The following is a 14,289-nucleotide window of genomic DNA, read 5'->3' on the forward strand; positions in this document are numbered from 1 at the left end:
CTCGCGTACCGCGCTCGCGTACCGCGCTCGCGTACCGCGCTCGCGTACCGCGCTCGCGTACCGCGCTCGCGTACCGCGCTCGCGTACCGCGCTCGCGTACCGCGCTCGCTGAGCTGCGCCACCCGCGCGGTCAGCGCAGCTCGCCCTCCAGCATCGCCATCGTGAACTCGTCGTACCACTTGCCGTCGCGCCGGAAGCTCTGGCGCAGCCTGCCCTCCTCGACGAAGCCCACCTTGCGGTAGATGTGATGGGCCGCGTGGTTCTCGGTGACGACAGTCAGGCCGATCCGGTGCAGCCGCATCTTGTCGAAGCCGTAGCGGCAGACCGTCCGCAGCGCGTCGGTGGCGTAGCCCCGGCCCCAGGACTCCTTCTCGCCCAAGTAGATGTCGAGTTCGGCGCTGCCCGTCTCCGCCTCGACGTCGCGCAGCCGGACCAGGCCGATGAGCTGCTCGTCCTCGCGCACTTCGATGCCGAGCAGCAGATCGTCGTACGCGTTGCGGGGCCGTTCCTCCAGCCACTTACGCGTCAGTTCGGGCTGCTGGGGGTAGCCGTCGCCCATCCAGCGCATGACCTCGGGGTCGTGGTTCCACCGCCACAGGGCGTCCGCGTCCGGCGGTCCCATGGCCCGCAGCTTCACCAGTTCTCCGAGCACCATGTCCAGCAGCCTCCGTGTCTTCATGATCAGTTCTCGTGATGCGGCAGTCCTAACACGGTGCGGACAGCGCTCTCAAGCCATTTGGTGGCCCCCCGGCACCACCCACGCCGACCGTTATCCGATCGTCAGCAAAATTCCTGTCCGCTATGTGAGCAGCCCTCTTGCACTGCGGACTGTATGCGAAATACGGTCGGCGGTATTCCTTGATCACCCCCTGGCGGGAGGTAGGCCCTCGTGCGCCGAAAAGCGGTTGCCCTGGTGGCAGTTGCATTGGTGTCCCTCACCTCGGGCTGCGCGTCGCTGCAGTCCTCGGCGACCGAGGTCGGAGGTGTGCGGAAAACCGATGAACGGCCCGTACGCGACGGCGGGACGCTCACCGTTGCTCTCAACTCCGACCCCGACAAGCTCGATCCCACGCTCGCCCAGACCCTGGTGGGCCGCACGGTCTTCGCGGGCATGTGCGAGAAGCTGTACGACATCGACGAGGACGGCACCGTCGTGCCGCAGCTCGCCGCCGCGCTCCCCACCACATCGGCCGACGGCCGCACGGTCACGGTGCGGGTACGCGAGGGGCTGACGTTCAGCGACGGCACCGCACTCGACGCACAGGCGGTCGTCACCTCGCTGCTGCGCCACCGCGATCTCCCCGGATCCGCGCGCGGCACCGAACTGGCCCCGGTCAGCAAGGCCGAGGCCACCGGCCCGTACACCGTGCGGATGGAGCTCGACCACCCCTACGTACCGCTCACCGGCGTGCTCGCCGACCGGGCCGGGATGGTGATGTCACCGGCCGCGCTCAAGAAGTACGGGAAGAGCTTCACCAACCACCCGTCCTGCGTCGGCCCCTTCAGGTTCGTCGAGCGGGTCGGCGGCGACCGGATCGTCCTGGAGAAGGACCCCCACTACTACGACGCCGACAAGGTCCATCTCGACGGAGTCGTCTACAAACCCATCCCCGACGGCAACGTCCGCCTCGCCAACCTGCGCTCCGGCGACCTCCAGGTCGGCGACCAGATGGGCCCCGTCGACGTACGCAGCGCCCTCACCGAACCGGGGCTCCAGCTCTTCAACTCGCCCTCGCTCGGCTACCAGGGCATCGGTATCAACGTCGGCAACGTGAAGGGCCTGGGGCAGCCGCCCGGGAAGATCGACACCCCGCTCGCCCGTGATGTCCGGGTCCGGGAGGCGTTCGAGCTCGCCATCGACCGCGAGCTGATCAACAAGGTCGTCTTCCAGGGGATGTACGAACCGGCCTGCGGCCCCATCTCCCCGCAGTCCGCCATCGCCCCCGGCGTGCAGCCGCAGGACTGTCCGAAGCGCGATGTCGCCAAGGCGAAGAAGCTGCTGGAGGAGGCCGGGGTGAAGACCCCCGTGAAGATCGAGCTGAAGACCTCCACCACCCCGGAACAGGGGCGCGTCGGCCAGGTCCTCCAGGCCATGGTCAAGGAGGCCGGCTTCGAACTCTCGCTGCGGCCCACCGAGTACGCCACCATGCTCGCCGAGACCGACGCCGGGCACTACGACATCTTCACCAGCGGCTGGTCCGGCCGCCTCGACCCCGACGGCAACGTCTCCAACTTCCTCAAGACGGCGGGCGCCATGAACGCGTACGGCCTCGGCGACCCCGGGATCGACAAGCTGATCGCCGAGGGCCGCACCGTCGCCGACCCGGCACGGCGGACCGAGATCTACGACGAACTGACCCGACGGGTCCAGGACGCCCACGCCATGATCTACCTCTACCGGCAGAAGAACTACGTCGTCACCACCAAGGACGTCGCGGGCATCCGCGTCTACGGCGACGGACTGGTCCGGGTCACGACTGCGGGGTACACCCGATGACGAAGTACCTGCTGACGCGGCTGCGTCAGTCCCTCATCACGCTCTTCCTCGTCAGCATCGTGGTGTTCGCCGGAATCCGGGCCCTGCCCGGCGACCCGGCGCTCGCACTCGCCGGCGAGGAACGCAGCCCCGAGGCACTCGCCGCGATCCGCGAGAGCTACGGACTCAACGACAACATCGTCGTCCAGTACGGACGGTTCATAGGCCACGCCCTCACCGGCGACCTCGGTACGTCCTCCCGCACCGGGCTTCCCGTCGCCGACGCCATCGCCCAGGCCCTGCCCGTCACCCTGGAACTCGCCGCGCTCTCCCTGCTCCTCGCGGTCGTCGTCGGCATCGGCGCCGGTGTCGTCGCCGCCGTACGGCGCGGCAGGCCGGAGGAGTGGCTCGCCAACGCCATCGCGCTGATCGGCCTCTCCATCCCGACCTTCTGGCTCGGTATCGTCCTGGTCCTCGGATTCGCCATCGCCGTCCCGGTGTTCGCCGCTTCCGGTTACGTCCCCTTCGGTACGGACCCGGTCGACAACCTGCGCCGCATGGTGCTTCCCGCGATCGTGCTCGGTTCCGGTCTGGCCGCCGTCGTGATGCGCCAGACCCGGGCGGCGATGCTCGACTCGCTCTCCGCCGACTACGTCCGTACGGCACGCGCCAAGGGCCTGTCGCGGCGGTCCGTCATCGGCGGGCACGCGCTGCGCAACTCGCTCGTCACCGTCGTGACCGTCCTCGGTCTCCAGCTCGGCCACCTGATCTCCGGCGCCGTCGTCACGGAGCAGATCTTCGTCCTGCCCGGCTTCGGCAAGCTCACCATCGACGCCGTCTTCACCCGTGACTACGCCACGCTCCAGGCCGTGGTGCTCTGCACCTCCGCCGCGTACATCCTCATCAACCTGCTGGTCGACGTGGTCTATTCGGTCATCGACCCGCGCATCCGGCTCGGAGGTGCCCGGTGACCACAGCGACCACATCCCTCCCCACCAAGCCCGCGGTCACTCCGCGGCGCAGGGGCGGCGGCAGGCTCCGCGCCCTGCGCAGGAACCGGCTCGCCCTCACCGGCGGGATCATCGCCGCCGTCTTCGTACTCGTGGCACTGTTCGCCCCGCTCATCGCACCGTACGACCCCGCCCAGCCGAACTTCGGGAACGTTCTGGCGGAACCGAGCTGGGCGCACTGGCTCGGCACCGACGATCTCGGCCGCGACCAGCTCTCCCGCATCGTGTACGGGGCGCGGGCCTCCATGCAGGTCGGCCTCGTCGCCGTCGTGCTGGCCTTCCTCGTCGGCGTACCGCTGGGACTGCTCGGCGGGTACTACGGCAAGATCGCGGACAGCGCCGTCTCGCGCCTCACGGACACCATGCTGGCCTTCCCCTTCCTGGTGCTCGCCGTCGGACTCGCCGCGATCCTCGGCCCGTCCCTCATCAACGCGACCATCGCCATCGGCATCTCGCAGATCCCCGCCGTCATCCGCATCACCAGGGCCGAGACCCTGCGGCTGCGGGACGCCGACTACGTCGCCGCTGCCATCGCCAACGGCGGGGGCGACGGCACCCTGCTCTTCCGGCACATCCTGCCCAACGCCACATCCGCGCTGATCGTCCAGGCGACCGTGGGCATCCCCGCCGCCATCATCGGCGAGGCGCTGCTCAGCTTCCTCGGCCTCGGCGTCCAGCCGCCCGACCCCTCGCTGGGCGTGATGCTCTCCGGCGCCCAGTCCTTCCTGGCGCCCGCGCCCTGGATGGCCGTCTTCCCCGGCCTGGCGATCGTCGCGGCGACCCTGGCCTTCAACCTGCTCGGCGACGGACTGCGTGACGTCCTCGACCCCCGCGGAGGCACCCGATGACCGAGACCGTTCACGCCTTCTGCGGAGGCACCCGATGACCGAGACCGTCCTCGAACCCGTACGGGATCCGGTACGCGAACCCGTCCTGAGCGTGCGCGACCTGGCGGTGTCCTTCCGCTCCGACACCCGCACCGTGCACGCCGTCGACGGAGTCTCCTTCGACCTGGCCCGCGGTGAAGTCCTCGCCGTGGTGGGGGAGTCGGGCTGCGGCAAGTCCGTCACCTCGATGGCCGTCATGGGGCTGCTCCCGCCGACCGCCCGCGTCGGCGGTTCCATCAGGCTCGCCGGCCGCGAACTCGCCGGCGCGTCCGAGAAGGAACTCCAGAAGGTCCGCGGCAAGGACATCGCGATGATCTTCCAGGAGCCGATGACCTCGCTGAACCCGGTCCTGACCATCGGCCGGCAGATCGGCGAAGTGCTCCGCAGGCACCAGGGCCTCAGTAAGAAGGAGGCGCGCTCGCGCGCCGTGGAACTCCTCGAACTCGTCGGCATCCCGGCCCCGGCGCGCCGCATCGAGGAGTACCCCCACCAGCTCTCCGGCGGTATGCGCCAGCGCGTGATGATCGCCATCGCCGTGGCCTGCGACCCCGCCGTCCTGATCGCGGACGAGCCGACGACGGCACTCGACGTGACCGTGCAGGCCGGCATCCTGGAAGTGCTCCAGTCGCTGCGCGAACGGCTCGGCACCGCCATCGTCCTGGTCACCCACGACCTCGGCGTGGTGGCCGACGCCGCCGACCGGGTCCTCGTGATGTACGCGGGCCGCCCCGTCGAACAGGCCCCAGTCCACGACCTGTTCGCCGCCGGAAGGCACCCGTACACCCGTGGCCTGCTCGGCGCGGTCCTGCGTCCCGGCGGCGAGGGCAAACGACGGCTGCCCGAGATCCCCGGCCTGGTGCCGAGCCTCGACAGCCAGCCGGACGCGTGCACCTTCGCCCCGCGCTGCGCCCGGGCCGACGACACCTGTACGGGCAGCCGTCCCGGCTTCAAGGCCATCGACCGCCAGGCCGGCGCCGACGCCTCGCACCGGGCCGCCTGCTGGCACCCGTACGGAGCGGACGAAGTCACTGCCCCCGCACGCGAATCCACCGCCCCCGCACACGAAGCCCGACCCGACCAGGAGGCCGGAAAGTGACCACAGCACAGACCGTCCCCGCACCGCGCGAGAGCGGTGAGGGTGCCCCGCCCCCGCTGCCCCCGGTCCTCGAAATCACTTCCATGGAAAGGCACTTCGCGGCCTCCGGCGGCGCGACCGTACGGGCCGTGGACGGCGTGTCGATCACCGTCGGGCGCGGCGAGGTCGTCGGACTCGTCGGCGAGTCCGGCAGCGGCAAGACGACCGTCGGCCGCTGCGCCGTCCGCCTCGACGAACCCACCGGCGGCACCGTCCGCATCAACGGCACGGACGTCACCCACCTCTCCCGCCGGGCCCTGCGCCCCCTGCGCAAGGACTTCCACCTGGTCTTCCAGGACCCGTCGTCCTCCCTCGACCCGCGCATGACCATCGGGCAGATCATCGCCGAGCCGATCAGACTGAACCGGCAGGCCCGAGGCGAAGAGGTACGGGCCCGCGTCGAGAAGCTCCTCGGCCAGGTCGGACTGCGCCCCGAGCACGCGGACCGGCACCCGCACGAGCTCTCGGGCGGGCAGCGCCAGCGCATCTCCATAGCCCGCGCGCTCTCCTGCGACCCCGATCTGGTCGTCGCCGACGAACCGACTTCGGCCCTCGACGTCTCCGTCCAGGCGGCCGTGCTCAACCTCCTCGCCGACCTTCAGCGCGACCGCGGGTTCGGCTGTCTGTTCATCACCCACGACCTGGCCGCCGTCGAATTCCTCGCCGACCGGATCGCCGTGATGTATCTGGGCCAGATCGTCGAACAGGCCCCGACAGCCGAGCTGTTCGCGGCACCCAAGCACCCGTACACCCAGGCCCTGCTCTCCGCCGCACCCGTCCCGGACCCGGTCGAGCAGCGGTCCCGCCGGCGCATCGTGCTGCACGGCGAACTCCCCAGCCCCCTCGACCCCCCGCCGGGCTGCCGCTTCCACACCCGCTGCCCGCTCGCCACCGACCGCTGCCGCACCGAGGTCCCCGCCCTGCGCGAGATCCCCGGCGGTCGGCAGGTCTCCTGCCACCTCGTGGCCGACGACGGCACCGCCCCCGACGCGGCCGGCTGACCCGCCCCGCGCCCCCGCGTCTACGATCCGCACAGACCACCAGCACAGCTAGGAGCCGTATCCGTGTTCACCACCCGGCCGACCCTCCAGGGCACCTTCGGCATGGTGTCCTCCACCCACTGGCTCGCCTCGCAGTCCGCGATGGCCGTCCTGGAGGACGGCGGAAACGCCTTCGACGCGGCCGTCGCCGCCGGATTCGTCCTGCACGTCGTCGAACCGCACCTCAACGGCCCGGCCGGTGAGGTCCCGGTGATCCTGGCGCCGAAGGACGGCGACGTACAGGTGCTGTGCGGCCAGGGTCCCGCCCCCGCGGGCGCCACCGTCGCCCACTACCGCTCCCTGGGGCTCGACCTCGTGCCCGGCACGGGGCCGCTCGCCGCCGCCGTCCCCGGCGCGTTCGACGCCTGGATGCTGCTGCTGCGCGACCACGGCACCAAGAGCGTCGAGCAGGTCCTGCGGTACGCGATCGGATACGCGGAGGACGGCCACGCACCCGTCGAGCGGGTCGGCCAGACCGTCGAGACTGTCCGCGAACTCTTCGAGACGGAATGGCCGTCCTCCGCCGAGGTCTACCTCCCTGGCGGCAACGCGCCGCGGCCGGGCGAGCTGTTCCGCAACCCCGCCCTCGCGGCAACCTGGCGCCGCCTCATAGCCGAGGCCCGCGAGACGGGCGGTGAGGACCGCGTCGCGCAGATCGACGCGGCCCGGAAGATCTGGAGCGAGGGCTTCATCGCCGAGGCCCTGGTCCGCCAGGCCGCCGTTCCCACCATGGACACCAGCGGCAAGCACCACACCGGCACCCTCACGGCCGCCGATCTGGCCGGCTGGTCCGCCTCGTACGAGGCCCCCGCCACGTACGACTGGAACGGCTGGACGCTCGCCAAGGCGGGCGGCTGGAGCCAGGGCCCCGCCTTCCTCCAGCAGCTCGCCCTGCTCCCCGCCGAGCTGCCCGCGTACGGCTCCGCCGACTACGTGCACCTGCTCATCGAGGGCTGCAAGCTCGCCATGGCCGACCGGGAGGCCTGGTACGGCGACGCCGCGACCGTCCCCCTGGACACCCTGCTCTCCGAGCCGTACAACGCAGCGCGCCGCGCCCTTGTCACCGGCGATGCGTCGTACGAGCTGCGCCCCGGCAGCCCCGACGGCCGCACCCCCGTCCTCAGCGCGCACGCCCACGCCGTCGCCTCCGGCGAGTCCGGCTTCGACGCCATGGGCATCCCGGCCGCCGGTGCGGGCGAGCCGACCGTCGCCAAGGACGGCGCGGGCGCCGCTGAGCCTGCCGTCTCCGCCGATGGCTCGACCCGCGGCGACACCTGCCACGTCGACGTCGTCGACCGCTGGGGCAACATGGTCTCCGCGACCCCCAGCGGCGGCTGGCTCCAGTCCAACCCGGTCGTCCCCGAGCTGGGCTTCCCGCTCGGCACCCGCCTCCAGATGGCCTGGCTCGACGAGGGCCTGCCGAACTCCCTCACCCCCGGCCGCCGCCCCCGCACCACCCTCACCCCGTCCCTCGCCCTGCGCGACGGCGTGCCCGTCATGGCGTTCGGTACGCCCGGCGGCGACCAGCAGGACCAGTGGCAGGTGCACTTCTTCCTCGCCGTCGCGCTGCGCGCCGAGGTCCGCGGGGGCCTCGACCTCCAGGGCGCCATCGACGCCCCGAACTGGCACAACGACAGCTTCCCCGGGTCCTTCTTCCCGCGCGGTATGCGCCCCGGCAGCGTCACCGTCGAGGAGGGCATGGACCCGGAGGTCGTGGCCGAGCTGCGCCGCAGGGGCCACGAGGTCACGGTCGGCGACCCGTGGTCGGAGGGCCGGATGTGCGCCGTCGCCCGCGACCCGCGGACCGGAGTCCTGTCCGCCGCGGCCAATCCGCGCGGCATGCAGGGGTACGCGGTCGGCCGCTGACCGCCCGCCCGACGCGCCCCCGGCGGACCGTGCTTAGCTGGAGTCATGATCGATGACTTTCTCGCCGAGAACGCCGGGGACGCCGGGCACCTGACGCAGGTCGAAGCGGCGGTCCGCGAAGCCGCCGCCGCCGAGATCATGCCGCGCTACCAGCAGCTCGCCTCCCACGAGATCATCGAGAAGAGCGGCCCGCACGACCTGGTCACGACCGCCGACCGCCTCGCCGAGGAGCATCTGACCGCCTCCCTGACCCGGCTGCTGCCCGGCTCGGTCGTCGTCGGCGAGGAGGCCGTCCACGCCGACCCGCGGGTGTACGACGCCCTGGGCGGCGAAGCACCCGTCTGGATCGTCGACCCGGTCGACGGGACCCGGCAGTTCGTCCGCGGCGAACCCGGCTTCTGCACCCTGGTGGCCCTCGCCCACCACGGCGAGGTCCTCGCCTCGTGGACGTACGCCGCCGCGCTGGGAGAGATGGCCGTCGCCGTACGCGGCCGGGGCGCCACGCTCAACGGCAAGCCCCTGCACGCGGGCTCGCCCGCGCCCGGCGCCGTCCTGAAGGTGGCCATGTCCCACCCCGACTACACGTCCGACGCCCAGAAGCGGGCCCTGCTGGGGCTGCGTACCGAAGGCATCGACGCCCGCCCCTGCGGGTCCGCCGGACTCGAATACCTCGCAGTCGCCTGCGGAGCCCAGGACGCGGTCGCGTTCAACTGGGAGTTCGCCTGGGACCACGCGGCGGGCCTTCTCCTGGTCACCGAGGCGGGCGGCGCGCAGTCCACGCTCTCCGGCGCGCCCTTCCGTATCGCCGGTGGCAACGACCTGCCCTTCACGGCCGCCCGGGACGACACCACGAAGGAACGCGTCCTGGACGCGCTGCGCACCGGGATCTGACCGGTCCCGCAGCACCGAGCGGCCGGGCGGAAGGCCACCCGCTCCCACGCTGTCGGTGGCCCCGAATATCCTGGGTGTCCTGGCCGCCGGCTGACAAGGAGTCCCAAGGTGCCGTCGATGCTCGATGCAGTCGTCGTGGGGGCGGGGCCCAACGGACTCACCGCCGCAGCCGAGTTGGCCCGCCGGGGCTTCTCGGTGGAGGTGTTCGAGGCCGCGGACACCATCGGGGGCGGGGCCCGTACCGAAGAGCTCACCCTCCCCGGATTCCGCCACGACCCGTGTTCGGCCGTGCATCCGCTCGGCGTGGGGTCACCGGCGTTCCGGGACATGCCGCTGGACCGCCACGGGCTCCGGTGGATCCAGCCCGAACTGTCGCTCGCCCACCCCTTCCCCGACGGCACCGCCGCCGTGCTCACGCAGTCGGTGGGGGAGAGCGCGATGTCACTCGGGGCGCGGGACGCGGGCGCCTACCGCCGGCTCGTCGCGCCGTACGTCGGGCACTGGGACACTCTGGCCGCCGACTTCCTGCGCACGCCGTGGGACGGGCTGCCGCGCGATCCGTACCGCCTCGCGCGCTTCGGTCTGGTCGGCCTCCAGCCGGCCACCTGGCTCACCCGGCGCTTCCACGATCCGAAAGCGCGGGGCCTCTTCGCCGGGCTCGCCGCCCATGCCATAGCTCCCACCAGCGGATTCGCCACCGGCGCCATCGCCCTCGTGTTCGCGCTCGCCGCCCACGAGCACGGCTGGCCGGTGCCGCGCGGCGGCTCCCAGGCCATCGCCGACGCCCTCGCCTCGTATCTGCGCGAACTGGGCGGCACCATCCGCACCGGCACCGAGGTCAAGCGCCTGGACGAGCTGCCGCCCGCCCGCGCCTACATCTTCGACACCTCGCCGACCGCCCTCGCCCGGATCGCCGGACTCGGCAACGCGTACAGCGGCTACCGGTACGGAGCCTCCACCTTCAAGATCGATTACGCCCTGTCGGGCCCCATGCCGTGGACCGCCAAGGACGCCCGGCGGGCCGGCACCGTCCACATCGGCCCGACCGAGGGCGAGATCGACAGCGCGCTGCGGGCGGCCGTCGAGGGCCGTGATCCGAGCGTCCCGTTCCTCATCACCGCTCAGCCGACCCTCGCCGACCCTTCACGGGCACCCGAGGGCAAGCACGTCTTCTGGGTGTACGGGCACGTCCCGGCGCGCTGGACGGGCGACGCGACCGAGGTCATCGAACGCCAGCTGGAGCGCTTCGCGCCGGGCTTCCGCGACCTGGTACTCGCCCGCGCCGTCGCGGGACCCCCCGAACTCGCCGCGCGCAACGCCAACTACGTGGGCGGTGACATCGCGTGTGGCGCGTTCTCAGGACTCCAGACGCTCATCCGCCCCAAACTGGCCCGCGTGCCGTACGCCACCGCGCACCCGGCGGTCTTCATCTGCTCCTCGGCCACACCGCCGGGACCCGGAGTCCACGGCATGTCCGGCCACCACGCGGCGAAGGCGGTCTGGCGGCGCCTGCGGAACGGCTGAGCCTGGGCCGCGACCACCGGGGCGGGGTCAGGCCAGCTTGGCCGTCTGCGCGGCGAAGATGCCCTCGGGCAGCTCCGCCTTGGCCGGGTCCGTGAGGTGCAGTGTGAAGAACACCGCGAGTGTGCTGCCCTCACGCACGGCCGTGAGATGCATCGGGATCTGCGCACCCTCCGCGACACCGGTCATCACCCACGACACCGACTCCTCGCCCGCCTCCGCGGGGGCCTTCTCCGGCTCGACCGACTTGTAGGTGACGGTCGCGCCGCCGTTGTTGTTGGACGTCACGAAGCCGTCGGCGCAGGCATCGATCGCAGCCCGCAGGTCGGTCAGCGTCCGCTGCGCGCCGTCGTCCTCGTACGAGGAGAGGTTGACCGTCACCGTAAGGCCCTGCGCGGCGGTGGAGCTGAAGCTGCGGCTCGTCCAGGCGGCGGCCTCCGGGGTGCGGGCCGTCCCCGAAGCGGTCATGTCCGCGAGCGGCGTGCAGGCATCGTCGTCGGCCTCGGGGCGGACTGCCGCGACGTCGTTCGCCTGCGACACGAAGCCCTTCGTCTCGGCGTCCGCGACGAAGAGCTGCGTCAGTTCCGCCTCGGTACGGGCCGGGGGCGCCGGGGTGGCCGGGTCGGCCGGTGCGGATGCCGTGGCCGACGGCTTCGTGTCGGAGCCGGTATCCGTATCCGATCCGCCGCAGCCGGTGACCAGCGCGAACAGGGCGCCTGCGGCGAGGGCGGAGGAAAGAGCGCGGTGGTGCAGGGGGAGCATAAGTGCCTTGTTCTGTCGACGAGTTCGGTGACCCGGGAAAGTGCGGAGCCGAGGAAGGAGGACGGCCGGGACCCCGCTGGGGGGCAGGCCCCGGCCATCCACTTGTCCCAGCGTCCCGAGCCGCCCGAACGTCACACACGGCCCGCGTGTACGTCACCATGTACGCCGGGGCCCAGGGCCGTTGACAGGAGGGGGAGGGCTGATGAGCACAGCGACGGACCGCGCTTCCCGCGGGCACTGGTCCGCCGGGTTCCGCATGGGTGCGGTGTCCGGGATTCCCACGGCTGTGGTGGGCGTCCTCCTCATCGGGGCCATGTGGAAATCCTGCGACGTGGGAGTCAACTCCTCGGCGAACTCCATGGTCCTGATCTTCCTGCTGCCCGTCGTCTGGCTCCTGACGGCCGTGGTGTGGACGGTCGTCCACGGAGCCGTGGGGCGGTTCGGGCGCACGGCCGCCACGATCTGCGCCGTCGCGGCGAACCTCTGGCTGCTCTGGTTCCTCACGTCCGCGGTCGGAGGCATGGACTACCCGTCCACCGCCTGCCCGGACAACATCCCCGACTGGTGGCCGGCCTTTGTCCCGGTCTGAGCCGGGGTCGTTCCGTGCATGCCTGGCAGGCGAAGGCTGATGTCGGATTTCCGCCAGCCGCCGCCCTCCCCGTGCCTCATCCTTGAACCATGCACACCGAAACCGAGCGCTGCGTACGGGCCGTCCAGTCCAAGGACGCCCGCTTCGACGGATGGTTCTTCACGGCGGTCCTGACCACCCGGATCTACTGCCGTCCCAGCTGCCCCGTCGTGCCGCCCAAGGTCGAGAACATGAGCTTCCTGCCCAGCGCCGCCGCTTGTCAGCAGGCCGGCTTCCGGGCCTGCAAGCGGTGCCGTCCCGACACCAGCCCGGGCTCCCCGGAATGGAACGCGCGCGCCGACTCGGTCGCCCGCGCCATGCGTCTCATCGCGGACGGCGTCGTCGACCGGGAGGGCGTCACAGGGCTTGCCGCGCGCCTCGGCTACTCCGCACGGCAGATCGAGCGCCAGCTGCTCGCCGAGCTGGGGGCGGGCCCTCTCGCGCTGGCCCGCTCCCAGCGCGCCCAGACGGCCAGGCTGCTCATCGAGACCACTCAGCTCCCCATGGCGGAAGTGGCGTTCGCCGCCGGGTTCTCCTCGATCCGTACCTTCAACGACACCGTCCGCGAGGTCTTCGCGCTCGCGCCCGGCGAGCTGCGGACCCGCGCCGCCCGGGGGACCGGAACGGCCACGACACCCGGGGTCATCGCGCTGCGCCTCCCGTACCGCGCCCCGCTCAACCCCAGCAACCTCTTCGGCCACCTCGCCGCGACCGCCGTCCCCGGTGTCGAGGAGTGGCGCGACGGCGCGTACCGCCGCACGCTCACCCTCCCGCACGGACACGGCATCGTCTCCCTCGCCCCGCGCGCCGACCACATCGCCTGCCGGCTCCTGCTCACCGACCCGCGCGACCTCACCCAGGCCATCAGCCGCTGCCGGTGGCTGCTCGACCTCGACGCCGACCCGGTCGCCGTCGACGAGCAGCTGCGTACCGATCCACTGCTCGCCCCACTCGTCGACAAGGCCCCAGGACGCCGGGTTCCGCGCACCGTCGACGGTGCGGAGTTCGCGGTACGGGCCGTGCTCGGCCAGCAGGTCTCGACGGCGGCGGCCCGCACCCACGCGGCCCGTCTGGTCACCGCCCACGGCACCCCCGTAGACGACCCCGAGGGCGGTCTCACCCACCTCTTCCCCACCCCGCAGGCGCTCGCCGGGCTCGATCCGGAGGCGCTCGCCCTGCCGCGTACCCGGCGCACCACGCTCACCACCCTCGTCGCGGCCCTCGCCGACGACTCTCTGCGGCTCGGCACGGACACCGACTGGGACGGGACCCGTGCGCAACTGAACGCACTCCCCGGCTTCGGGCCCTGGACGGTCGAGGTCATTGCCATGCGGGCGCTCGGCGACCCGGACGCCTTCCTCCCCACCGACCTCGGGATCAGACGGGCGGCCCAGCAGCTCGGCCTGCCGGCGACGCCCGCCGCGCTCACCGCGCGCGCGGCACACTGGCGCCCCTGGCGGGCGTACGCCGTGCAGTATCTGTGGACCGTCGACGACCATCCGATCAACCACCTGCCCGCGTAAGGACGTTCACCATGACAGTCACAGCGACAGCCTCGGCGACCAGACAGCACACGGTCGTCGACAGCCCCTACGGGCCACTCACCCTGGTCGCGACGGACGGCGTCCTGGCCGGCCTCTACATGGTCGGCCAGCGCCACCGCCCGCCGGAGGAGACCTTCGGTGAGCCGGACCCCCGCCCCTTCGGAGCGGTGATCCGGCAGCTGGACGCCTACTTCGCCGGCGAGCTCCGCGACTTCGACCTGCCGCTGAACCTGGCAGGCACCCCGTTCCAGCAGACCGTCTGGGCCGAGCTCCAGCGCATCCCGTACGGCGAGACCCGGTCCTACGGAGAGCTGGCCGAGCTCCTCGGCAAGCCCGGCGCCTCCCGGGCCGTGGGCCTCGCCAACGGCAAGAATCCGGTCGGCATCATCGTCCCGTGCCACCGGGTCATCGGAGCATCGGGCAGCCTCACCGGCTACGGCGGCGGCCTGGAGCGCAAGCAGCGGCTGCTGGCCTTCGAGAACGGTACGGAGGGTGACGTACCGGCCCTGTTCTGAACAGCGAAAGCGTT

13 protein-coding genes are annotated in these 14,289 nt (G+C 71.8%); 11 read left to right on the forward strand and 2 right to left on the reverse strand.

Features of this window, described 5'->3' with window-relative positions; translation table 11 throughout:
- Positions 1–130: 130 nt before the first annotated feature.
- The gene (locus ACWGO0_RS16835) at positions 131–679 is read right to left on the reverse strand and encodes a GNAT family N-acetyltransferase (protein ID WP_453534627.1); all 549 of its coding nucleotides are present in this window, start codon (positions 677–679) and stop codon (positions 131–133) included.
- A 306-nt stretch (positions 680–985) separates the two neighbouring features.
- On the opposite strand from ACWGO0_RS16835, the gene ACWGO0_RS16840 reads away from it, so the two are divergent.
- The 8 genes from ACWGO0_RS16840 (at position 986) to ACWGO0_RS16875 (ending at position 10,829) form a co-directional block, all read left to right on the forward strand.
- Positions 986–2,497: an ABC transporter substrate-binding protein gene (locus tag ACWGO0_RS16840; RefSeq protein ID WP_453534630.1), complete on the forward strand. Its 1,512-nt coding sequence runs from the start codon at positions 986–988 to the stop codon at positions 2,495–2,497.
- Positions 2,494–3,447: an ABC transporter permease gene (locus ACWGO0_RS16845; protein ID WP_453534633.1), complete on the forward strand. Its 954-nt coding sequence runs from the start codon at positions 2,494–2,496 to the stop codon at positions 3,445–3,447. Before ACWGO0_RS16840 ends, ACWGO0_RS16845 begins: the two co-directional genes overlap by 4 nt.
- The gene (locus ACWGO0_RS16850; protein WP_453534636.1) at positions 3,444–4,334 is read left to right on the forward strand and encodes an ABC transporter permease; all 891 of its coding nucleotides are present in this window, start codon (positions 3,444–3,446) and stop codon (positions 4,332–4,334) included. The genes ACWGO0_RS16845 and ACWGO0_RS16850 overlap by 4 nt, the downstream gene beginning before the upstream one ends.
- A 34-nt stretch (positions 4,335–4,368) precedes the next feature.
- Positions 4,369–5,469, forward strand: coding sequence for an ABC transporter ATP-binding protein (locus ACWGO0_RS16855; RefSeq protein WP_453534639.1), 1,101 nt, complete (start codon positions 4,369–4,371; stop codon positions 5,467–5,469).
- Positions 5,470–5,552: 83 nt separating this feature from the next.
- On the forward strand, positions 5,553–6,509 hold the full coding sequence (locus tag ACWGO0_RS16860; protein WP_453534770.1) for an ABC transporter ATP-binding protein: 957 nt from the start codon (positions 5,553–5,555) through the stop codon (positions 6,507–6,509).
- Positions 6,510–6,572: 63 nt separating this feature from the next.
- Positions 6,573–8,414: a gamma-glutamyltransferase family protein gene (locus ACWGO0_RS16865; RefSeq protein WP_453534641.1), complete on the forward strand. Its 1,842-nt coding sequence runs from the start codon at positions 6,573–6,575 to the stop codon at positions 8,412–8,414.
- 45 nt (positions 8,415–8,459) lie between these two features.
- Complete coding sequence (locus ACWGO0_RS16870; RefSeq protein WP_453534644.1) at positions 8,460–9,305, forward strand: inositol monophosphatase family protein; 846 nt, start codon at positions 8,460–8,462, stop codon at positions 9,303–9,305.
- 108 nt (positions 9,306–9,413) lie between these two features.
- On the forward strand, positions 9,414–10,829 hold the full coding sequence (locus ACWGO0_RS16875) for a phytoene desaturase family protein (RefSeq protein ID WP_453534646.1): 1,416 nt from the start codon (positions 9,414–9,416) through the stop codon (positions 10,827–10,829).
- Positions 10,830–10,856: 27 nt separating this feature from the next.
- Here ACWGO0_RS16875 and ACWGO0_RS16880 read toward each other — a convergent pair whose 3' ends face one another.
- Positions 10,857–11,588, reverse strand: coding sequence for a hypothetical protein (locus ACWGO0_RS16880; protein WP_453534649.1), 732 nt, complete (start codon positions 11,586–11,588; stop codon positions 10,857–10,859).
- Positions 11,589–11,790: 202 nt separating this feature from the next.
- Between ACWGO0_RS16880 and ACWGO0_RS16885 the strand changes: the two genes are divergently transcribed.
- From ACWGO0_RS16885 to ACWGO0_RS16895, 3 genes are all read left to right on the forward strand, one after another.
- On the forward strand, positions 11,791–12,177 hold the full coding sequence (locus ACWGO0_RS16885; protein WP_453534652.1) for a hypothetical protein: 387 nt from the start codon (positions 11,791–11,793) through the stop codon (positions 12,175–12,177).
- 89 nt (positions 12,178–12,266) lie between these two features.
- Positions 12,267–13,739 (forward strand): AlkA N-terminal domain-containing protein, encoded by a 1,473-nt coding sequence (locus tag ACWGO0_RS16890; RefSeq protein ID WP_453534654.1) that lies wholly within the window; start codon positions 12,267–12,269, stop codon positions 13,737–13,739.
- An 11-nt stretch (positions 13,740–13,750) separates the two neighbouring features.
- A complete protein-coding gene (locus ACWGO0_RS16895; protein ID WP_453534657.1) occupies positions 13,751–14,275 on the forward strand; it encodes a methylated-DNA--[protein]-cysteine S-methyltransferase in 525 nt (174 codons plus the stop codon).
- Positions 14,276–14,289 lie beyond the last annotated feature (14 nt).

The sequence above is a fragment of the Streptomyces sp. NPDC055749 genome, assembly GCF_053617235.1.